At 65.1% G+C, this 21,794-nt stretch carries 20 protein-coding genes; 12 read left to right on the top strand and 8 right to left on the bottom strand.

Annotation, left to right across the window (positions count from 1 at the left end; translation table 11 throughout):
- Window positions 1-187 precede the first annotated feature (187 nt).
- Complete coding sequence (locus tag AB0H61_RS28785; protein WP_357310527.1) at window positions 188-1,141, top strand: hypothetical protein; 954 nt, start codon at window positions 188-190, stop codon at window positions 1,139-1,141.
- Here the strand turns inward: AB0H61_RS28785 and AB0H61_RS28790 are convergent.
- A complete protein-coding gene (locus tag AB0H61_RS28790) occupies window positions 1,138-1,809 on the bottom strand; it encodes a TetR/AcrR family transcriptional regulator (RefSeq protein ID WP_357310529.1) in 672 nt (223 codons plus the stop codon). The two genes, AB0H61_RS28785 and AB0H61_RS28790, sit on opposite strands and share 4 nt — an antisense overlap.
- A 592-nt stretch (window positions 1,810-2,401) precedes the next feature.
- Here AB0H61_RS28790 and AB0H61_RS28795 point away from each other — a divergent pair.
- The 7 genes from AB0H61_RS28795 to AB0H61_RS28825 are packed head-to-tail and all read left to right on the top strand — an operon-like array spanning window position 2,402 to window position 8,904.
- Window positions 2,402-3,361, top strand: a complete 960-nt coding sequence (locus tag AB0H61_RS28795; RefSeq protein WP_357310531.1) for an ABC transporter ATP-binding protein — start codon at window positions 2,402-2,404, stop codon at window positions 3,359-3,361.
- Entirely contained in the window at window positions 3,361-4,350 is a 990-nt protein-coding gene (locus AB0H61_RS28800) for an ABC transporter ATP-binding protein (RefSeq protein ID WP_357310533.1), read from the top strand. The genes AB0H61_RS28795 and AB0H61_RS28800 overlap by 1 nt, the downstream gene beginning before the upstream one ends.
- Window positions 4,347-5,882, top strand: coding sequence for an ABC transporter substrate-binding protein (locus AB0H61_RS28805; protein ID WP_357310535.1), 1,536 nt, complete (start codon window positions 4,347-4,349; stop codon window positions 5,880-5,882). Before AB0H61_RS28800 ends, AB0H61_RS28805 begins: the two co-directional genes overlap by 4 nt.
- Complete coding sequence (locus tag AB0H61_RS28810; protein WP_357310537.1) at window positions 5,879-6,853, top strand: ABC transporter permease; 975 nt, start codon at window positions 5,879-5,881, stop codon at window positions 6,851-6,853. The genes AB0H61_RS28805 and AB0H61_RS28810 overlap by 4 nt, the downstream gene beginning before the upstream one ends.
- On the top strand, window positions 6,853-7,725 hold the full coding sequence (locus tag AB0H61_RS28815; protein WP_357310539.1) for an ABC transporter permease: 873 nt from the start codon (window positions 6,853-6,855) through the stop codon (window positions 7,723-7,725). The genes AB0H61_RS28810 and AB0H61_RS28815 overlap by 1 nt, the downstream gene beginning before the upstream one ends.
- Before the next feature lie 31 nt (window positions 7,726-7,756).
- Complete coding sequence (locus tag AB0H61_RS28820; protein WP_357310540.1) at window positions 7,757-8,641, top strand: hypothetical protein; 885 nt, start codon at window positions 7,757-7,759, stop codon at window positions 8,639-8,641.
- Between the two features lie 44 nt (window positions 8,642-8,685).
- Window positions 8,686-8,904, top strand: coding sequence for a hypothetical protein (locus tag AB0H61_RS28825; protein WP_357310542.1), 219 nt, complete (start codon window positions 8,686-8,688; stop codon window positions 8,902-8,904).
- A 104-nt stretch (window positions 8,905-9,008) separates the two neighbouring features.
- Here AB0H61_RS28825 and AB0H61_RS28830 read toward each other — a convergent pair whose 3' ends face one another.
- On the bottom strand, window positions 9,009-9,227 hold the full coding sequence (locus AB0H61_RS28830) for a hypothetical protein (RefSeq protein ID WP_357310544.1): 219 nt from the start codon (window positions 9,225-9,227) through the stop codon (window positions 9,009-9,011).
- Window positions 9,228-9,355: 128 nt separating this feature from the next.
- On the opposite strand from AB0H61_RS28830, the gene AB0H61_RS28835 reads away from it, so the two are divergent.
- Entirely contained in the window at window positions 9,356-10,867 is a 1,512-nt protein-coding gene (locus AB0H61_RS28835) for a long-chain fatty acid--CoA ligase (RefSeq protein ID WP_357310546.1), read from the top strand.
- 158 nt (window positions 10,868-11,025) lie between these two features.
- Here AB0H61_RS28835 and AB0H61_RS28840 read toward each other — a convergent pair whose 3' ends face one another.
- On the bottom strand, window positions 11,026-11,379 hold the full coding sequence (locus tag AB0H61_RS28840) for a hypothetical protein (protein WP_357310548.1): 354 nt from the start codon (window positions 11,377-11,379) through the stop codon (window positions 11,026-11,028).
- Between the two features lie 600 nt (window positions 11,380-11,979).
- Here AB0H61_RS28840 and AB0H61_RS28845 point away from each other — a divergent pair.
- A complete protein-coding gene (locus tag AB0H61_RS28845) occupies window positions 11,980-13,140 on the top strand; it encodes a hypothetical protein (protein WP_357310550.1) in 1,161 nt (386 codons plus the stop codon).
- Window positions 13,137-14,372 carry a hypothetical protein gene (locus tag AB0H61_RS28850; protein ID WP_357310552.1) on the top strand — a complete coding sequence of 412 codons (1,236 nt, stop codon included), beginning with the start codon at window positions 13,137-13,139 and terminating at the stop codon, window positions 14,370-14,372. Before AB0H61_RS28845 ends, AB0H61_RS28850 begins: the two co-directional genes overlap by 4 nt.
- Window positions 14,373-14,935: 563 nt before the next feature.
- Here AB0H61_RS28850 and AB0H61_RS28855 read toward each other — a convergent pair.
- Both AB0H61_RS28855 and AB0H61_RS28860 read right to left on the bottom strand, forming a co-directional pair.
- Complete coding sequence (locus tag AB0H61_RS28855; protein WP_357310554.1) at window positions 14,936-15,652, bottom strand: hypothetical protein; 717 nt, start codon at window positions 15,650-15,652, stop codon at window positions 14,936-14,938.
- Between the two features lie 277 nt (window positions 15,653-15,929).
- Window positions 15,930-16,358 carry a hypothetical protein gene (locus AB0H61_RS28860; RefSeq protein WP_357310556.1) on the bottom strand — a complete coding sequence of 143 codons (429 nt, stop codon included), beginning with the start codon at window positions 16,356-16,358 and terminating at the stop codon, window positions 15,930-15,932.
- A gap of 34 nt (window positions 16,359-16,392) precedes the next feature.
- Here AB0H61_RS28860 and AB0H61_RS28865 point away from each other — a divergent pair, with 34 nt between their 5' ends.
- Window positions 16,393-17,742, top strand: a complete 1,350-nt coding sequence (locus AB0H61_RS28865) for an MFS transporter (protein ID WP_357310558.1) — start codon at window positions 16,393-16,395, stop codon at window positions 17,740-17,742.
- A 220-nt stretch (window positions 17,743-17,962) separates the two neighbouring features.
- Here AB0H61_RS28865 and AB0H61_RS28870 read toward each other — a convergent pair whose 3' ends face one another.
- From AB0H61_RS28870 to AB0H61_RS28880, 3 genes are all read right to left on the bottom strand, one after another.
- Window positions 17,963-19,171, bottom strand: a complete 1,209-nt coding sequence (locus AB0H61_RS28870) for an amidohydrolase (protein WP_357310560.1) — start codon at window positions 19,169-19,171, stop codon at window positions 17,963-17,965.
- Between the two features lie 77 nt (window positions 19,172-19,248).
- Window positions 19,249-21,132 (bottom strand): alpha/beta fold hydrolase, encoded by a 1,884-nt coding sequence (locus tag AB0H61_RS28875; protein ID WP_357310562.1) that lies wholly within the window; start codon window positions 21,130-21,132, stop codon window positions 19,249-19,251.
- Between the two features lie 62 nt (window positions 21,133-21,194).
- Window positions 21,195-21,770 (bottom strand): TetR/AcrR family transcriptional regulator, encoded by a 576-nt coding sequence (locus AB0H61_RS28880; RefSeq protein WP_357310564.1) that lies wholly within the window; start codon window positions 21,768-21,770, stop codon window positions 21,195-21,197.
- Window positions 21,771-21,794: the final 24 nt, after the last annotated feature.

Here is a 21,794-nt window from a genome sequence, read left to right on the forward strand (position 1 = left end):
TTCCTTACTCAAACGTGAGCGTACCCTACTCCATGTTCATGATCGGATCAGAGACTTCATGAGGACAAGCACATCTGTTGCGGCGGCAGGCGCCGTCGCAATCACAGCCCTGGTCGCTGGAAGCACAGTCGGATTCTCCGGAGCGGCCTACGCCGATAACGCGCCAGGGGTTATCACTGTGAACTCCATGGCAGACGAGATCGCGGCCGACCCCAAAGGCGGGCAATGCCGCACGGCCTCCAACACCTGCACGTTGCGTGCCGCGGTGCAGACGGCCAATGCCCGTCCGGGCAGTACGATCGTGGTGCCCGCCGGACGGTACATTCTGGCAATACCGCCCGACCCGAAGAAAGTGCAGGGCCGCAACCCCGATCCGACCACGGGAGATCTGAACCTCACCGCGCCGACGGTACTGCGGGGCGCCGGCCGTGACCAGACAGTGCTGGACGCCAACGGGATCGACAGGGTGTTCAGTATTGCCGCGCCCGTAACGTTGGCGGGATTGACTGTGAGCGGCGGCGTCACCGCCCAGCATGAGATCCCCTTCTACGACACCGGTGGGGGCGGCATCTCCAATTCGTCGAACCTGGTACTCGATGACGTCGTGGTTCGCGGTAACAGCGCCGGGTATGGCGGCGGGATCTTCAACGTGCCGGGGTCGGACTTGCAGACGAAGAATACGACCATCACCGGCAATACATCCGGCGAGGCGGGCGGTGTGCGGTGCGATAACACCTGCACCTTCACCGACTCGACGATTTCCAACAACCGCGTGGTCAATCCCGAAAAGTGGTCCCGCCCCGGTGGATTCGCCGGTCGCGGCGGCGGCGTAGATGTCCGAGGCCGGGGCGTGGTGACTTTCGATCGTTCGACAATCACCGGAAACTCTGCCACGGATGCCGGCGGCGGCATCAACGTGGCGCCGGCCTACCTCGACACCCTCCCGCCCCCGGTGACCGATCGGGTCAACATCCCGCTGGGCACCGTCGTATTGCGGAACTCGACTATTACAGCGAATACCGTCGGTACCGCTCTGGCCAACTGCGCGAAGGTGTTCGCGAAGATCGTCTCCGAAGGTGGCAACACCAGCGACGATGCTTCCTGCGACCTCACCGGGGCGAGAGACAGAATCACTTCCTAGTCGACAGGTATTGCCGGCCCGAGCAGCGCGCGGTGGATGTACATCACCGCGCCCTCGAGTTCGAGCAAGTCACCTCCGGCACGCAGGGTTCGACGGACGGCCTCATTGGTCGCATCGGTCACCGCCAGATAGGCATAATCGGGGACCGATGGATCGATGGGGCCTGCCGTGTCTCGCCACGTTCGGATGTACCCGGCAAACCAGTGTTGGCAACGTTCGAACGACGCGATCGCACGCGATCCGGCCACCGCGGTTTCCAGGTAGAACGAGCGGGCGAACGATGGTTCGTCACGCAACAGGGTGAGATACTCGCGAATGCCGCGCCGGAGTACCTCGAGGGGCTCCACCTGTTCGGATAGCACCTGCGTCATCGCCCGCTCGAGATGTTCGATCATCAGATCGCGACCCGTCTCGGCCGCGGCAAGGAAGCATGCCTCCTTGTCCGGGAAGTGCTGATAGAACGTACGACGCGAAACCTTCGCTGCCGCAGCGATATTTGCGACTGTCGCATTGAGGTAGCCGCGGTCGGCGACGACGACTGTCACCGCGAACAGGAGCCGCTGACGCTGCGACCCCGTCACCAGATCGCGAGCAAGCCCGTGCGGCCCGTGCGGCAAGGTCGTCAGGGTCGGTTCCAGCAACTGCTTATGTCCCACCCACACCTTCATATCAGGTCCACCCCCGGGCCCCGCACGGACTCCGCCGATCCGGCCACCCACCACGGTAATTCCGCCGAAACCTCTCGCGCCGAGGCCGGCCGCATCCGGTTCACCGAGGCTGCCGCGGATACCTGAGGAATCGGCGACGGGTACGCGGAACTTGCGCCACGTCGACGCACGGCCGGGACCCCATCGTCCAGTCCGGCCACAGCACCTGCCAGAGCGGCAGCACGCCACCGTCCAGGCCACGCGGACAGGAACACACAGGGTATCGAGCAGCGCGCACCGAGCCCTCCGTATCCCTCAGCACCCCTTCGGAATCAACCCGTCTCTCCCCGCGCCCCGTGACGCGAAGTATCCCAAATTCAAACTTGACGTCGGATTCATATCGATGTAACCATTGTGTCCCAGTTCACAGCAATTCGGTCGGGTCCGAAGGCCCCGCGCCGCACATGACCCGCGATTCCCCATCCCCCATCCGACCCCATCGGCCCGGAAGGTTCGTGAGGTGCGCCGTGTCGGACCGATTCCGGCTGCGCGGTCACCAAACCCACCAATCCCCTCCACCGCGTGTGGCTTAGCAAGATTGAGAGAAGTGCGTATGGCACCGCTGCTGAGTGTGCGCGGCCTGTCATTGCGGCTCCCCGCCGTGGGAACGCTGCTGCGGCAGGTCGAATTCGAGCTCGATAAGGGCGAAGTCGCCGGACTGATCGGCGAGAGTGGCAGTGGAAAGACCCTCACCGGACTGAGCATTCTCGGACTGTTTCCGCCGGGGGCGGATGTGCGCGGGCGGATCTCGTTCAACGGCAACGACATCCTGAAGACCCCGCACAGCATGCTGCGAGCGATGCGCGGACGTGAACTGAGCATGATCTTCCAGGAGCCGCGGTCGTCACTCAACCCTGTATTGACGATCGGCAAGCAGATTACTCACGTACTGCGAGCGCACCTGACATTCACTGCGACCCAGGCTACGAAGCGGGCAACGGAGCTCCTGGACAGGGTGGGGTTGCCGGATGCGGACAGACTGCTGCGGGCCTATCCCCATGAGCTGTCAGGTGGAATGTGCCAGCGTGTGATGATCGCGATGGCCTTGGCCTGCGGTCCGCAACTGCTCATCGCCGACGAACCGACCACCGCCCTCGATGTCACGATCCAGGCCCAGATCATCGAGTTGCTCCGTCAGCTCGCCGACGAGGACGGGCTATCGGTGCTGCTGATCAGCCACGACGTCGGGGTGGTCGCCGAGCTCTGCGACCGGGTCATCACCATGTACGCGGGGGAAGTTGTGAATGTCGCGCCACGAGATGCGCTGTTGCAGCGGCCGACCCACCCGTACTCGGCCAGTCTGCTGGATGCGACCGGGCTCGCAATCGGTCTCCCGGCAGCCGCGCCGGCCCGGGAGCTCACGCCCAATCGGAAGGGTTGTGCCTATCAGCCGCGGTGCGCCCACGCCGTCGAACGATGCCGGAACACGCATCCCGACCTGGTCGGCGACACCAATGCCGCGACGCGATGCCTGCGCAGCGGTGAACTCGAGCTGTCCGGATTGGTGGCCTGATGAGCGCGACTCTCGTGGATGTCCGCGACCTGGTCGTGGACTATGGCCGAGGAGCGGACCGGCTGCGAGCCGTCGACGGGGTCAGCTTCTCCCTACGTCGCGGTGAAACCTTGGCGGTCATAGGTGAATCGGGCTCGGGAAAATCCTCGCTGGCACACGCACTCGCGGGAATCGTCGATCCGACATCCGGGTCGATCAACCGGACGCCGGGTACCGGAGGACGCGGTGGCCGCCCATCGCATGTGATCTTCCAAGATCCCCGTACGGCGCTCAATTCCCGTCTCTTGGTGTGGCAGTGCGTAGCCGAGCCGATGGCACCCGGTCGATTGCGCATTCCGCATTCGCTGCGGGGCCCCGCCCTGGGGCTGCTGCGCCGGGTGGGCCTGACTGACGACATCGCCGACCGCAGGCCGGGTCAGCTCTCCGGCGGCCAGCGGCAGCGTGTGACCATTGCGCGGGCACTTGCATCACGGGCAGATCTGATCCTGTGTGACGAGCCGGTCGCGTCGCTGGACATGTCGCTGCAAGCCGAGGTGCTGCGATTGCTGGCCGATCTACGCGATGAGCACGGACTGACCTACCTGTTCATTTCGCACGATCTGGGTTCGGTCGCGAAGATCGCCGATCGCGTCGGCGTCATGTACATGGGACGGCTGGTGGAAGTCGGCTCGACCCGCCAGGTACTGGAGGGTCCTCGACATCCCTACACCCAGGCACTGCTCGCGGCCGTCCCGCGTCTGACGTTCGACCGGCGGGACCGCGGCCGAATTCTGCTGCGCGGCGAGATCCCGGATCCCCGCCGACCGCCGTCCGGCTGCCGATTCCGCACTCGGTGCCCACTGGCTTCCGACTACTGCGCGCAGGAGATCCCCTCCTTGGCGGATGACGCCTCATCAGACCACCCCACGGCCTGCCACTACCGAGACCGAGCCCAGGCCACCTGGAAACCGACCCGCACCGACGCGGACCAGAGAGTAGAACCACGATGAACCGAAAACTGACAGCCGGCGCCGCCGCGGCTACGCTCGCATTCACCCTCAGCGCATGCGGTGGAGGCTCGTCTACCGACGCTCCCGCCGATCCGAATGCCGTGGTCAACGTCGCCACCAGGCAGACCCCGAGCTCACTCGATCCGTGCGCGGGCAATTCCGGATACGACCTCACCTACCTGAAGCTGCTGTACGCACCTCTGATCGATATCGATCCGGCCACCCTGAAACCACTGCCGGGCATCGCCTCCTCCTGGGAATTCGCCGGACCCGAAAAGCTCACGTTCACTGTGAAGATCCGGCCCGGAATGACCTTTCACGACGGCACGCCCGTCGACGCCGACGCCGTCAAAGCGAGCATGCAGCACTGCCTCGGCACCGGTCTGGTGCCGGTTCCGTCCATCACCGGCATCGATGTCGTATCCGCGGATACCGTGTCCATCCGGCTGAACAAGCCGACATCCGGTATGCCCGGTTATCTGAGCAGTCGACTCGGCTTCATCGTCTCGCCGACCGCGCTGAAGCAGCATGGGGACAACTTCGCGAATCATCCGGTCGGCGCGGGGCCCTACGAGTTCACGCGCGCCGTTCCGAACAGCGAATACTCGTTTGCGCGATTCGCCGGATACCGGCCCGTAAGTGATCCCGCACCGAAGGCCGCCGGTATTGATATCAAAATCGTCACCAGTGACACCGCGATGACGAACGCCCTGACATCCGGCACTGCCGACTATGCCTTCGGTATCGGCGAATCCGCGACTCCGCCGCTCGAGCGCAATCCGGACATCACTCTCGAGCGGACACCGCAACTCGGTTTCACCGCCATCGTCATCAATACCAAGAACAGCCCGGTGAACAATCCGAAGGTCCGGCTGGCGATGGAATACGCACTCGACCGCAAGGCAATCGCCAACGCCGTGCTCAACAGCAATACCGGAACCCCGGCCTGGTCGCTCTACCCGCCGGGCACGACCTTCCACGACCCCCAATCCGACAACGCGTGGCCTTATAACCCCGACAAGGCCAGGCAGTTGCTGGCCGAAGCGGGCTACCCCAACGGTCTGACAATCCGGGGCATCTCCGCCGCACTCCCGCCGTTCTCCACCAACGCGGTCGTGGTGTCCGAGCAGTGGAAGAAGGTCGGCATCGATGTGAACTTCGTCAATGTTCCAGGCGCCCAGGCAATTTCACAATTCGTTGCGCACAACGCCGCGGAGTTGTTCAGCGTTGGGTGGCCCTCGCAGTGGTCGGCTCCCCTCAACTACAGCGCACTACTCGGCCCGACGTCGTACTACCGCCAGAACGCCGAACCGAATCCGGATATCACACGCCTGATCGACAAGCTCAACGACACCTATACCGACGCAGAGCAATTGGCGGTCGTCAAGGAGATCAACCGAATCGTTGTCGCCCAAGCCGAATTCATCCCCCTGTACCATGCCCCCGCCGTGGCGGCCTACACCCGACGCGTCAAGGGTGTCGTACCCTCGCTCAACGGATCACCCGAGCTGGTCTATTTGGCGGTCTCATGAGCAGATCGACGAACAACCCCCTGGCTCGCCTGCTCCTGCGACGACTCGGGCAGATGCTGCCGACCGCCTTCCTGACGACTGTCATGACGTTCCTGCTCATTCATCTCGTCCCCGGCGGACCGGCGGATGCGCTGCTCAGTGTGAGTAGCACCGACATCGACCCGGCGGTCATCAACCAGCGTCTGGGACTGGACAAGCCCCTTCATGAGCAGTACTGGCACTGGTTGACCGGAGTACTCCGCGGCGATCTCGGCACATCACTGGTGAACGGGGCACCGGTCGCCGATCAGATTTTGTATCGATTGCCGGTAAGCCTCGAACTCGTGGGGTTGGCGCTCATCATGTCCGCGGCGGTCGCGGTACCCCTCGGAGCCTGGACCGCACAACGCGGCGGTCGACGGTCCGACGGAGCGATCCGCGCCGCCTCCGGGATGGGGTTGGCGGTACCCGACTTCTTCCTGGCCATAGTTCTCATCGATGTGTTCGCCGTCGGCCTGAGCCTGTTTCCAGCCCTGGGATATGTACCGTTCTCACGGAACCCGGCGGAAAACCTTCAGCACCTGGCACTGCCCGCGACGGCGCTGGCCGCCGGGGCTGCCGCGGTGGTCGTGCGCCAGGTCAGGGCCGCGATGATCGACGAACTGTCCAGCGAGTATGTGCGCTCGGCGCGCGCAATGGGGTTAACGGAGCGAACCGTTGTGTGGCGCTATGCCTTTCGCAACATTCTCCCCACCTTGCTGACCGTATACGGCCTACTCGCCATCGGCATGCTCGGCGCCACGGTCCTGCAGGAGCAGATTTTCATGCTGCCTGGGATGAGCGGGGCGCTCGTGACCGCCATCGAGACCCGTGACTACCCGATGCTGCAGGGCATCGTCCTGAGCTACGTCGCGATCGTGCTCGGACTCAACCTTGTCATCGACCTGGCCAATGTCTGGCTTACGCCACGACTGCGATCGGAGGCACACTGATGAACACCCTCACGCTGGTCGATGACGTCGGGACCACCCGCCGCGGCGGCCGCTGGAGACGAACGGCGCTGTGGCTCAGCCTCGGTGTCATCGCGATATTGGCACTCCTTTCGGTGCTGGCGCCGCTGGTCGCTCCGTACAGCCCGACTGTTCAGGATCTGGCCGATCGGTTCGCCGGCCCGAGCGGTGATCACCTGCTCGGCACCGACAGCTACGGCCGTGACGTTCTGAGCAGATTGATGTGGGGTGGGCGTTCCTCGTTCACAGGGGTCCTGATCGCGGTCGGTGTCGGCGTGGCGGTCGGTGTTCCCTGGGGTCTCGGAGCCGGATACGGGCCGAGTTGGCTCCGCGCGCTTCTCATGCGAACCGCGGACGCCTTTCTGGCCTTCCCCGCGCTGATACTCGCCATCGCGATCACCGGTGTGCTCGGACCTGATCTCGTCACCGCGATGTGCTCGGTGGGCGTTGTGTTCGCGCCGGTGATCGCTCGCCTGACCGCCGGCGGAGTACTGGAACTGCGTCGGCGCGAGTACGTGCTCAGTGCGCGCCTGTCCGGCTGCCCAGCCCATGTTGTAGTGCTGCGCCATATCCTGCCGCACGCAATCGGCCCGGTGATCGTTCAGGGCACGGTCTTCGCGGGCCTGGCGTTCATCATCGAGGCAGCGCTGTCGTTCATCGGTCTCGGTATCCAGCCACCTGCGCCGAGTTGGGGCGGCGACTTGAACAACGCCTACCAGCACATCCTCATCGCGCCCGAACAGATCTTCGCACCGGGCGTGCTCATCGCGGTGGCTGTCCTTGCCACCTACCGGATCGGCGACGAAATTCGCGACCACTTCTCCGAGGACGCGCACCGGTCCGCCGCCTCCTGACCCCGCTACCGACCCACCCCAGGAGTGAACATTGACTACAGTCTCGCCAGAGACCGCGCGGGCGACGTTCCGAGCCCTCGAGCCCATCCACGGGATGATCTATTTCAGCCCACTCGGTCCCGAGGTGTACGCCCGGCTCGGCTTCACCGATCGCAGCACGATGTACTTCGCGCCTCGATCGGCTGCGATGGGAGCGGTGCCGGCCGAGGTCGCCATCGCGACATTCTTCAATTTCAATCCCGCTGTAGTTCATTCGGCGCTGCCCGCTGCCTGGGCTATGGCAACCCCGGACGACGTGCTCGCGGCGAGATACGAGGCTGTCGACCGCTCACTACGCCGGGCATGGCGCACAGCCATCGACGAGCCCGAAGTGCGCGAAGCGGCCGAACTGGCGCGGCGGGCCGCGGAGCATGCTTGCGAACGGACGCAGGGCCGAACACTATTCGCAGGGCATGCGAGGCTGCCGTGGCCAACGGCTCCGCACCTGGTCCTGTGGCATGCGCAGACACTGCTGCGCGAATTCCGCGGTGACGGCCATGTCGCGCTGCTACTCGCCGAAGGGCTGGATGGAATCGAGGCCCTCATCACCCACAGCGCGACCGGCATCATCGCACCGGAAGTATTGCGGATCAGCCGTTCCTGGAGTGTGGAGGATTGGACCGCGGGCGTCGAACGGCTCCGAGCGCGCGGCTGGCTCGCGGACGGACCCGAACTCGTGCTGAGTGACGATGGTCGCCGCCGCCGCCAGGAGATCGAGGACCGCACCGACCGGCTTGCGATTCACCCGTACGAGGCGATCGGCGAAAGCGGCTGCGCCCGGCTGCGGGAGCTGGCGCACCCTTTGGCAGCCGCCGTAATGACCGCCGACCTGGGGTATCCTGTCGCATTGGCCGCGCGGCACACGAACTCGAACTGAGCTCGCGTTGCGGGCGATCCGAGCACGCTCGCCGAGCCAGGGGTATGGCCGCTCCTACCGTTCTCCGCACCGTCCGGATGCCGTACGAACACGTCGACGCGGGCCGCGCCCGTGATTCGGAGGCAGGGTCGCGGATCCACGACACCCTCGCCACGCAGATCGGGCCTACCCTCCGACTCCTCGCACCCGTCGGCGCCGACGTGGCCCAGCCGAGCATCGGAATCCATATCGGAAAGTCCACGCCCGCAACGAATCTACGCTGAAGGGATGACGCGGGCACACCCGCGCGAGCGGCCGCCGGGCGACGGTTATTGAATTCGACACCGGATTCAAGTACGGTTTGGCGCAGACCGATACGTGACTGCCATCACATCGGTTCAGGCACAGTCATCTTGGAGATTGCAATGACTTCGAACCCGGATTCCGCCGCCACGGACCGGAAGAATTGCGCAGGCTCATGGCTGTGGGACTGGTCGGCAGTTCGATCGAGTGGTACGACCTCTTCATCCACGGCACCGTCGATCGACGTGGCACCGCCGGCCAGCGCCCTGCTGGTCCCTGTGGTGCTGTTCATCCAGTTGCGCATCGAGGATTCGCCGGAGTTCCGGCGGCTCCAGGTCCGCGCTGCCGACGCCTCGGCCGCTATCGCCGGCCGCCGTCGTCATGCTTCCTTCGCCCACTCACCCTGCATGCCCAACCCGTAAGGAGATTCTCATGCCCAATGTCGCCGACCGTTTTTGGCAGCATGCGACCGAGCGCCCCGACGCAATAGCGCTGCGGGCACTGGACCAGCAGCTGTCCTATGGCGAACTAGCCAACCGCAGTGCGGCTTTCGGCGGTTGGCTCGCCGAATCCGGTGTCGCGATGGGTGATCGAGTATTGCTCGTCGCCCCGACCGTCTCGGAGTTCGTCGTCGCATTCCTCGGCACGCAACTTATCGGTGCCATCGCCGTTCCCATGAACACGATGGCGACCGTGCCCGAGATCGGCCATGTGCTCGATGATTCCGGTGCTCGGCTCGCTATCGCCTGGCACGAAGCGCAGGACTCGGCCCGGCAGGCCACCACCGAACGAGGACTTCCGCTGCTGGTCCTCGACCCTGGCGCACACACCACACCGGTCCACGCCGTCACCGCACCGGTGGACCGACGCGCCGACGACACGGCGGTCCTGCTCTACACTTCGGGCACCACCGGCAAACCCAAAGGTGTCGAACTCGCCATCGGGAATCTCGTCGAAACCGCAGGCACTTTCATCGACCAGCTCCAGCTCACGCCCGACGAGCGCTTCGGCACGGGTCTGCATCTGTTCCACGTATTCGGGCTGGCCGTATGCCTGGTCACCTCGCTGCATGTGGGGTGCTCGTTCTCCATGTTGTCCCCGTTCGAGCCTCGGGGCATGATCGAGATGATCCGGGATCACCGGCTGACCCTCGTCTCCGGGGTGCCGACGATGTGGAATGCCATGCTGCACACCGTCGGCGACTATGGGCCGGAGGACTTCGCGAGCCTGCGACTGGCGACCTCCGGTGGCGCTTCCCTTCCCGCCGAGGTGATCCGGACCTTCTCCGAACGGTTCGGCTGCACCATCCTGGAAGGCTACGGACTAACCGAATCGACCGGCGCGGCCACATACAACCCGCTCGACCGCGAGCAGCGGGTTGGATCGGTGGGCACCGTTCTCCCCAATACCTCTATGGAAATACGCGATTTGGACGGAAACGTCGTTCCCACGGACACTGTCGGAGAGATCTACTTGCGCGGGCCCAGCATCATGAAAGGCTATTGGAATCGGCCCGACGCCACTGCCGCCGACCTGTCCGACGGATGGTTCAAGACGGGCGATCTGGGGCGCTGCGATGCCGAAGGATACGTCTACATCGCTGGGCGCGCAAAGGATCTCATCATCCGCGGCGGGTACAACGTTTATCCCCGCGAGGTCGAGGAAGTCCTCTATCAACATCCGGACATCGTCGAAGTGGTGGTGATCGGTGTACCGGACGACTACTACGGCGAGGAGGTCGGCGCGGTCGTGGCCGCGGCTCCCGGCGTACAACTCGATCCGCAGTCTGTGCGCTCCTGGGCCAAAGAGCGGCTGTCGGCCTACAAGGTTCCGCATCTCTTCGCGTTCGTGGATGAATTGCCGAAGGGTCCGAGCGGAAAGATCCTTACGCGCGGGTTCGACGAGCTTCGATTCATCTCCGCGACGGGCAAAGCCGCGCGATAACCGCGGTACCGACGGTGATCGGCACAGCGCACGAACTGTCGCGCGTGGGTCCCGCACCGCGCCCGGTGGCCGATCGCGCCGGTACCGAACGAGGGTGGTCGTGACGCCCTCACCGACAACCGGTGGGGGCGTGAGCGCGAAACAAGGTCGGACGCACCCTAGGTGAACGTGTCGCGACGGACCACAGTGATCCACCGCATAGCCTTCTTCAGCTGCTGGGAGTGCTTGGGTGCGAAACCAATCGCATAAGCATCGTTGCCGGTGTCGACCGACACAGTTGCCGTTCCGGCCTCGAGGCTGTGTTTGCCGACAAGCCCGAGGAATTGTTCGACCCTCTCAGCGTCGTCATAGTCCTCGACGTCCTCGACGAAGTCTGCGTACGAGTCCCAGGACATATCACCCGGGAACGACGACAGCCCTTCCAGCTGCGCGCGGATTGTCTCGGGCTCGTCATCCCATTCGAAGGTGGTGACAAGTCCGGCATTTTCAAGTTCGGCCAGCAGCGTGCTCATCGACACCTCAGCACCGCCTGTCTGCACTGGGGCGAGGGCGTCTGGGTTACTCGCGGCCAGACACTCGGCCACGGCGATCAACGGACCTCCATCGGGGCTTCCAACGCCGGTTTGCAGTGGCCACCACTTCATCGAACCTCCCGGCGTCGCAATGTGGTCCGGGCAGATCCGGAACTCGCGGAGCTTATCCGGGCGTGACTGGATACGTCGTCCAGAGGGTGCTGGTGTGAGTCCGATGCTTCCGCCCGACGGGTCAACTTTCGAGCGGAGCTGACACCCTCGCAGCGTGCGGGCTCGATCTGTTCAATCGTGTGGGTGATCTCAGGGAACCGATCGGGTGGCGTGTCGGCTGCCTCCGCCGAATGAGCACTATTGCGGGGACGAGTGGTTCTCGCATGGCCGCGCGCCGGATCCAACCGCTGTCGGCGGGTGCCCGCCCAAGGGTATCGGGTATTGGATGCTGTTCGAACACTTGGATTTCGGCGTCGGCCGGTGTGTCGAGCGGATATTCGTCGGCGTGTCCAACCATTTCGTGGAAGTGCTGAAAGTTTGTCGGTGGTCGGCTCTAGAGTGAGGCCGATTCGACAAGGGGGTGGTCAGGTGGCCGAGGGTGCCGATCGTTGGCGTCTCGAAGCGTCCGAAGTGCCCGCGCTGCGTGCGTTGCAGGTGCGGATGATGCACGCCGAGGTGGTGGCGGAGCGGCGAGAGAAGTTGTCCGCGCAGCGGTCCGAGCAGCTCGCGGCCGTCGTGGCGGCTCTCGTGTCGGGCGGGAATGTGGCCGGAGCCGGCGAACCTGGTGATCCGGCGCGGGATCTCGTCCGGATACTCGCGGACGCACCGGGGCTGGCGGCCGAGTTCACCGAGCGGGATCGCGCGGTGATCCTGCTGGCGAACTTGCTGGTATTCGATCCGTGGACCGGTCGGGTCGGCTGGACACAGAAAGTGCACCGCGCGGCATCGGCCGAGGTCGCCGCGCTGCTGCCGGGATTGCGGCCCGACGATTACGACGCGATGCGACGTGAGCTCGATGCGGTGTTGAAACAGCTGCGGCGCAAGTCCATTCGCTGGGGCAGGTTGGCCGTCGTGACGGTGGTCGGACTCGGCGTGGGCGTGGCGACCGGCGGTGTCGCCGCCCCCGCTATCGGCGCTGTGGTGGGTAGCTCGCTGCTCGGCCTGAGTGGCGCGGCCGCGACATCGGCGGGTCTGGCGGCGCTGGGTGGCGGCTCCCTCGCCGCCGGTGGTTTCGGTATGGCGGGTGGTGCCGCGCTTGTCACCGGGGTCGGTGGGCTTGCCGGTGCGGGTGTCGCCGGAGCTGGGGCGCGGCTCAGCGGGCTGGCGTACGCGAATGTCGCTTCGGCGGCGATCGAACTCGGGCTGATCGCGCGCATCCTCCTGGTCGAGGACGCGGACCGCGATCAGAAGATGCGCAGGGTGGTGGAGAGTCTGCACCACGCCCAGAACGATCTGGCAGGGAAGGTGGGCGCGCTGTCCGCGCGGATCGCGGAACTGAAGAACTCGAACGCGGAACTCGATCAGGAGAACAACCGTCTCAAATCGGTGGTGAGGAGGTTGCGTACCGAATTGGTCGATGCCAGGTCCGAACTCACAGAGTTGCGTGCGGAGTTGGAGCGTAGCGAGCAGGCCGCGGCCGCGGTGGAGATCGTGCTCGATCGCTTGCCCGACCCGGACGCGCCATCCGACGGAGCCATCGACCCCGACGTCGACCCCGACCGCAGCGCACGCGAGACGAATCCGCGATGACCGACTCCCTCGAACGGAACCTCGACGCGCTCGCCCACCGGATCGCGGACGCGCACCGAGCGGCGGACGCCACCCTCGCCGACGAGCCGGTCACCACGCCCCCGTCCACTTCCGCGAACGGACTGTCCTACGAGGACATCACCGAATTCCACGACCGTCTCCGCGACGAGCGCGGCTGGTCGGTGATCGACCTCGAATCCGTCCTCGGCGATGAGGAACGGGGGGCGCTCGACAGGTGGCGGGCTCGGTCGCGGGTTCGGTGGTCGACACGGGATTTCGCGATGGTCGCGGTGGCCGGGCTGGTCGGAGCGGCCTCGGTGTGGTTCAACGGCGCGATCGACGGCGCGGTCACGAAACAGTTCGACGAACTGGCGAAGTCGAAGCGAGTGCGAGCCTGGGAGGCCGCCGGGAAACGGCTGCCGATCGACTACATGGGCAAAGGGTTCGGCGGCCGTGCGCATCGCATCAAATCCGGCGGCCACGATCTGGCGCGCTTGTTCAGCACGCTCCGCCAAGTGCTCGACAACGAATTCGTCGGTGTGCGCTGGGAATACGGTGAACGGATACCGGTCCACGACGATTCGGGGCGCTTCCGTGAAGTCGATGATCTACCAGATGCGGCACTGCGCGTCATGAAACATCTCGCCGCGGACTTCCTCACCCCCATGAGCCTGCCGGTCCCCGGCACCTCATGGCTCTACGAGAGCCACGACGAGCGGACGAAGAATTTCGCCCACCACGCCTACTCCGGCTTACGGGCGGGGCAGGGATGGAATCTACGCAGCGCGACCATCGGCCCCGGTATGACAACCCTCGTGATCGAGGTGCTGATCCGGACGCATGCCGCGTCCGAGGCATATCGGGAGACCGGCACGATCGCCGGCCTGTCGCCCGGTCGTACCCGGAAACGAACCGAGATGCTGCTGGCCGCACACGCACTGGTCGGCGCACTGTCCACCGGTAAGGCCGTCGCACAGCTGTTCGCGATCGAACGCGACAAAGGAAAGTTCCACCCGGCCGCGATCCGGCACGTCCAGTTCCCGTCCTTGCTCCGCGCCGGTGTCCTCGCGGCTGGGCTCCTCGATGACGCGATCCGAGCGGACAGATACGAAGCGTCCACCTGGGACGACCTGGTCGTCACCACCACGGTCGCCCATCAACTCGCCTTCGGCCTCACCGAATCAATCCCCACTGCACCACGACCGAGCGGTACCCAGCCGCAGACAGGGTGAACTGTCGACTTATCCGGCGGCATCGGTTCGTGGTCGAGATCGAGCCGCGAATATCGCTGGGCGACTGTTGATCATGTGGCGCGACCGCACCTGCCGGCCGTCGGAGAGGCTTCGTCGGCGTCCAGTCGCGGCATTCCCGGATGGAGTATGCCGGCCTGGGCTATCTCCAGGATCGCCTGCGAACCGATTCCGGCCTCACCGCAGGCATTCGTTCGGCTCGCGCTGTACTTCGACGCGATCGGAACACCTACCGCGGGTGAATCGATCTGGCGCCGAAATACATATCTACCGGACGGAATTCGGCTTCCGCACGATCGATCAGCGCGCGGATCTCCGTCGGATTCGATACGGCCTGCCCCGACGGCGAGCGCGGCACCGGGGACGTCGCCCTGGATGGCGCGAACGACCGCCTCGGCGGACTTGGCGTCCAGGTCGGCGACGACAGCGCACCAAGCGTTCGGCGATCGCAGAAATACCCGATGACACGGCAGAGCCCTGCCCAGTCGATGTGACAGACTGGACAGGGCCTCCCGGCGCACCGGGGCGAGCATCCTGTTCGGGCGCTACTTCGCCGGAGCCGGAGCGGCCGGCGTCGGCGGCGGTTGGTTGATCGTGGTGAAGTACTGCACGGCCGCCATGATGGCGACCGGGGCCGTGATCAGCAGCTGACCGGCGATCGTCCCGAGGGTGCCGAGGGCGGCAATGCCACCGATACATCCGATCGCCGCGGCCGGAATGAACGCGCCGAACAATCCGATGATCGCCGCGGAGGCAACGGTGGCCCCGGCGATACCGCCCAGCACACAACCGACCGCGGCGCCACCGAGGCCGCCGACAGTCGTACCGATCGTCGCGCCCATCAGAATCGTCGATGACAGCCGCGCCCAGGCGGCCTGTTCACGGTCGTACTGCGTCTTCCACGGCGCCTGATCCTCGTACGGCAGGGCCACGGGCTTGTAGGTCGCGTGCTCGCGATCCAGTTGCGGGGTCAGCGTGGCCGTGCGGTCGCGGATCTCCGCCGCAATGGGGAACACGAAATCATCGACCCGGAACGACAATTCCGTCCCGCCCAGCACCGAACCGTTGCGGGCCTTGAGTTTCAGCACCCCCTCCTCCACGACCAGTGAACCGGCATCGGCACTGATCACCACGGACCGTTCGGCCATCGATGCGGTGTAGTTCACCGCATCGCCGCGATCGAGCGGCGCGGCCGAACTGGCGCCTGCTGTGACACCCAGCGCGGCGGCGAGCAGCGCAGAGGCCGCAATAGATTTCCTCATCGGATTCCTTCTTCTCGATACCTCGAACCGACCGTTCGAGAGATCCATATGCGCACCAGCGCAACGCAGTCGACGCCGCTAGCGACATCGGCAACTGCGATCCTTTTCCGGGCCTACAGACCATAACTAAGCGCTTGTTAACTGGTATGGCCACTAAAGATGCAGCAGGCCACATACCGGCGTCAACCCCTTCGAGCAAATTTCTGCATCGCGCGATTTTCTTCCCGCTACCACTTGAACTTGACGCTGGATTCAGGTATCAATGGCATGACCTATGTCACACACACTCGGCCCAAGCCCTCGGGTGTCGGGCCGAAAAACTGACTGCCAGAAGCACTTCGGGATGCCGGATGGCACATTGTCGATAGCCACCTACCACCAATCCGACCATTCGAGCGCTGCCCGAACCCAGCCCCAGGCCGGTCACGCCCAGCTGCGCACTGCGCAGTCCGATGAGCCTCCCGGCACGGCCGCGGGCGCTGGCATTGGCGCCAGCAAACGCGATCATCGAGGAGAACTCCGCATGACGCGGATCCCGCGTTCCGCGATCGGCCGCGCCTTCGCACGCCAGCTCACCGTTGCCCACATCGGCAACAGCTGACCTCCTTCCACCCCCCGCCGAGGTCGGGAAACAATTGCCGCGAAAGCAGTTGAATTTGACGCCAACTTCAAGTACGGTTCGGCCACTGACAGTGACGGCAGTCACATCAGTTCCTTCACCCCGAACCTTGGAGATAGCGATGACGCCTACCCCGGTCTCTGCCGCCCCGGACCAGAAGAAATTGCGCAGACTCATGGCCGCCGGCCTCATCGGCAGTTCCATCGAGTGGTACGACTTCTTCATCTACGGCACCGCCGCGGCCTTGGTCTTCGGCAAGCTGTTCTTTCCCAACGCCTCACCGCTGATGGGAACGCTGCTGTCGTTCAGCACCTTCTGGGCGGGCTTCATCGCCCGACCCATAGGCGGACTCGTCTTCGGGCATGTGGGCGACAAGTTCGGCCGCAAACCCGCACTCGTCGCATGCCTGATCCTGGTCGCGGTATCGACCTGCGCAATCGGCCTGCTGCCGACCACCGCGTCGATCGGGGCAGCAGCACCGATCCTGCTGGTAACCCTGCGATTCCTCCAGGGCATCGCGGTCGGCGGACAGTGGGGCGGGGTCACCCTGCTGCTCACCGAAACCTCCCGTCCGAACCGCAAGGGCCGGGCGGGCACATTCGGCCAGATGGGCGTGCCATTCGGTTTGGTGCTCGGCACGGGTGCATTCCTGCTGGTGGCCCGCCTCGTCAAAGGCGCGGACTTCCTCTCGTGGGGTTGGCGTATCCCGTTCCTTGCGAGCGCCCTGCTGTTCCCGGTCGTGCTGTTCATCCAACTGCGCATCGAGGACTCCCCGGAGTTCCGCCAGCTCCAGGCTCGCGCCGGCGACGCCTCGACCGCGATCGCGCAAGCCCCGATTCTCGAGGTGCTGCGCAAGCATTGGAAGAAGGTGCTGCTCGGCTCCGGCCTGCTCTTCGGTAGCAACTCCATCTTCTACATCAGCGTGGCCGGTGTGCTCTCCTACGGTGTCGGCGAACTCGGCTTGGACCGCAACAGCTTGCTGATGGTGTCTTTGCTGTCGTCCGCGGTGGGCATCCCGGTCATCTATATCGCCGGCTCGCTGTCCGACCGCTTCGGGCGCCGCCCGCTCATGCTGACCGGCGCTGCCATCTTGACGGTGTGGGCGTTCCCATTCTTCTGGCTGGTGAACACCGGCTCGCTCACCGCCATCCTGATCGCCACCGCGGTGGGCAGCGGCCTCGGATCCGGCTTGGTATACGGGCCGCTCGCGGCATATCTGGCCGAACTGTTCGAACCCCGGATCCGCTACTCGGGCATCACGCTGGCCTACCAGCTGGCCGCGATTCTGGTCAGCGGCGGCACACCTTTCCTGATGACCGCACTGCTGGCCGCGACCGGATCGACGGCGGCGGTCTCGGCCTTCTTGATGGTGATGGCCGTGTGCACGCTCGCCAGTGCGTGGGCTCTACCGGAGACCGTGACGCACGCACAGCCGGCTACCGTCGGCGAAACCGCCACCGCCCACTCCTGACCCTCCGAACCGGGTAAGCAGCGCCATCCCCTCATCTGGGCGCTCGAAAATTCGGAAGGGTTATCAATAGGCGTCGCCGCGGAATTCGGGAACCCACCCACCGCGGCGACGCCTCCCGGGTCGACCAACACCGGCGAAGAGCCGACGATCGGAGCCCCCGGGAGAGCCGACATGGCGAAAATACCACCCTCCCAATGCCATTCGATCATCAAGACTGGATTTACTGTGCACCCGCGAGTTCCGCGCGTGCCACAGCCACCAGCGCCGCGATCGCCGGAGCCAATGCCTTGCCGGGCGCCGGGGCGAAACGCGGCGAATGGTTTGTCGGCATCCGAGATGGCAGCCTCCCCTCACCGAGAAGCAGTTCCTGGTCGGCCGGGGTGAACCCGGCGGGATCAGCGCCACCGATGTGCCAGAACACCGACGGACAACCCGCCGCCGTGCCGAGCAATCCGAAATCCTCACTACCGGTGATCGGATTCGGCAGTGGTAACACCGCAAGTCCACCGGCGGCAAGCTCGGTCATGACCCGCTCGGTGTGGGCCGGGGTGTTGACAGTCAACGGGAGGCTATCGAAAACCTCGACCACCGGTTCATGCTGCGCACCGGCGGCTTCGGCCTCCGCTATCGCGATCCGCTCGATCGCCTCGAGCATGTCGCGACGCGAGCCGGGAGTGAATGTCCGCAAGCTCAGTAGCAATTCGGCATGGTCGGCGATGATATTGGCACGGGTTCCCGCATGCAGCGCCGCGGCCGTGAGGACCGGAGCAGCCGACAGCGAGGTCTGCCGGGCGGTCAATGCCTGCAACCGCAGCACCAGCGAGGCCGCCATCGCGAGCGGGTCGACGGCCGCGTGCGGCATCGATGCATGCCCGCCGACGCCGGTCAGTGAAACCCGCACCGAATCGGCGGCCGCCATCAACGGCCCACCCCTGGTCAAAACCAACCCGGCAGGCAATGGACTCACATGCTGCCCGAGACAGATCCGGGGATGCGGCACCTTCTCCAACAGACCGTCGTCGAGCATATCCCTTGCGCCTGAACCGGTTTCCTCGGCGGGCTGGAAGATCGCCACAACCGTGCCGGACAGTCCGCCTGCGGACCCCAGCGCGGCGCAGGCACCCAGGAGCGCGGCGACATGAAAATCGTGCCCGCACGCATGCATGACCCCGGGTACGACCGAGGCGAAATCGAGACCGGTCTCCTCCTGGACCGGTAGAGCATCCATATCGGCGCGCAACCAGATCACCGGTCCAGGTGCGCCCCTGAGCACACCCACCACTCCGGTGCCGCCCACACCTCGAGTCACCTCCCAACCAGGCAGCGATCGCAACTCCCCGGCCACCAGATCCGCCGTGGCGAACTCGGCCCCCGACAGTTCGGGATTCGCGTGCAACTGCCGGTAGACCTGCTGCCAGTGTTCATCCACAACGTCCGTTGCTGTTGGGTGTGCTGGCAGGTCGTCGTCGGGCTCGTTCGGTCCGGTTGCCGATCCGGAACCGGGGTTCATCGAATGCTCCCGATACCGCGCATCATCGCAACAATGTCGGACGGATGTGTGAGTTGCGGATAGTGTCCGGTGCCGGCGATGGTCGCGACCATGGCTGGACCGGGATCGCCGACCAGCGGATCCAGTTCCCCGGCAACGATATGGACGGGTACCGGGAACGGTTCGGTTCCGCCGAGCAGGGATTGGAGGGCGGCGCGTTCTGCAGGACGGTTCGCGGCTCGGAGCCAGCGGGCGGTACGGCGGGCGACCCCAGGTCGTTGCAGTTGCGCGGCAGCACTTTCGATGGCCTGACGAACCTGGCCCGAAGCATCGCCGCCTCGGGCGCCGAGGAGTGTGCGGGCGAGCCGATCGGCCGACATCCTCTTCAGGAGAGGTGTTGTCAACGTCGGTGTGCGGAGCAACCAATTGGGCTCGGATTGAAGGAAATAGGGAGAGATGAGGAATACGGCCGCGACGCGATCCGGATGAGCGGCGGCGTAGCGCAGGGCGGGCGCCGTCGCCGCTGAGTGAGCGACAATGATGGGACGGGTTTCAACGGGCGCCAGCAGATCGGTGAGCCAATCCAGCGGGGCTGCCGACAAGGGGGCCGAACGGCCGAGTCCGGGCAAGTCGGCGACAAGGGCCGACACATCGTCGTCCAACTCGCCGAGCACCCCCCGCCACGACTCACCGTCCAGTGGGAGTCCGTGCAGGAGAACGACATCGGGCGAGGTTCTGTCTCCGGCGACAAACGTGCGGGATCCGCCGACTTCATGGAAGCCGCCGGGTAGCACCGCGGGCGTCGTTCCGAAGCCATCCGATACCAGCCGATCGGCCCAGCGGCGCAACGTCGTCTCGACCGGTGGTGTGCTGAGCCCTGCGCTCTCGGCGACCTTCTCGGCTGAAGCCGTATCGTAACGGTCCTCGGACAGAAAACTCAGGGTCTCGGGATCGGCCCCGGTCAGCGCGGTTGGCAGGCGACGGACAATCGCCAGCGGCACAAGGGTCTTCGGCGCGCGAACACCCAGGTGGTCGGCGAGCAGTCGGACAGTATCGGGCAGGTCGGGGGTGTTCCCATCGAGCACCCAGTGCAGCCCGCCGGGCTCCGGATCGAATTCGGGAATGGCGGTCATGAACTTCGCGAAATAGTCCACCGCAACCACGGGCACAAACGTGCGGGCGGTTCCCGGCAGCGCGGGCAGCCGCCCCATCCACAGATCGCGAACCAGATCGGCCAACCCGATGTATTGATCGACCTCGCCGGTGATCGAGTGGCCGATCACGCTGCTGGGATTCACCACGGTCAATGGGACACCCAGTTGCGCCGCGACGACCCGCATGGCCGCGTCCGCCTCCGTCTTGGAGCCTTCGTAAGCTCCTTTGACCCGGTAGAGCTCCGTCAATTCGTCCTCGGGGAGCGGATACCGCGTGTGCGGGTCCGACCCGACCCGATATCCCGACACGTGAATCAGCCTGTGCAGGCCGGGGAGAGTCGCGGCCCAGTACAGCACATTGAGCGCACCATCGACGTTGACGGCCGTGGCTTCCGCACGTTGCAGCCCGAAGCGGTAGAGCCCGGCAGTGTTGAACACATCCCGCACACCTGTGAGCCGTTGGTGGTCCGCCGGACTCAACCCCAGGTCCGCGCCGTTCGTGAAATCACCGGACACCACCGTGAGCCGATCAGCCGCAACACCATGATCACGTAGCCACGCTCGCAACTCGTCCGCCCTGCTCGGCATCGGCCGACCAGCGGCACTCCTATGCGACTTATGCGGTTCACGAATGACGGCCGCGACTGAACGGCCCCCATCCAGCAGATGCAACACCGTCCACTTACCGAGAAAGCCCGTCGCGCCGAATACCACGGCGTCTGGAGCACTGGTCAAGGTCTCGTTCATATCTTCTCTCTAGACTGGTCTACATATTCTGGATAGCAAACACCCCAAAAGTGGTGCGTTTGTCAGTCGATGGCAAGCAGCTTGGCGATGCGACGACCGACCTGTTCGATCGGGACCCGGCTGCGGTCGGCACGCGCCAGCACCAATGCGCCTTCGATGAGAGCGAGTGCCGTCGTCGCGAGCTCGTCCGACTCGGCCGCGTCATGCCCCTCGGCGCGGAGGGCGTCGGCCAGCGCTCGTCGCCAGCTCGAATAGATGCCGCCACAGATCGACTGGAGGCTGTCATTGCTCGCGGCAACCTCCAGGGCCACCGTCGCCACCGGGCAGCCTTTCGCGTAATCGGCTGCCACCATCCTGTCGGCCAGCCGTTCCAGTAGGGCCCGCACGAGATCAGAGGTAGTCGGCGCCGTCAGAGCCAGCTCCCCTACGATCCGATCGACCTCTCTGCCCGCAACTCCGAGTGCCTCACCGATCAGCTCGTCCTTACCTCCGGGGAAGTGATGATATAGCGAGCCACGAGGCGCTTCGGCTACCGCGAGCACCTCATTGAGCCCGGCGCCGTGGTAGCCCTTTGCCTCGATAAGCGACCAAGCGGCCTCAACCATCCGTGCCCGCGTCGAACTTCCCGAGACTGCCATATCCACAGATTAGACCGGTCTACA

The organism is Nocardia sp. NPDC050710, from assembly GCF_040654375.1.
In the GTDB taxonomy this organism is placed as follows: domain Bacteria; phylum Actinomycetota; class Actinomycetes; order Mycobacteriales; family Mycobacteriaceae; genus Nocardia.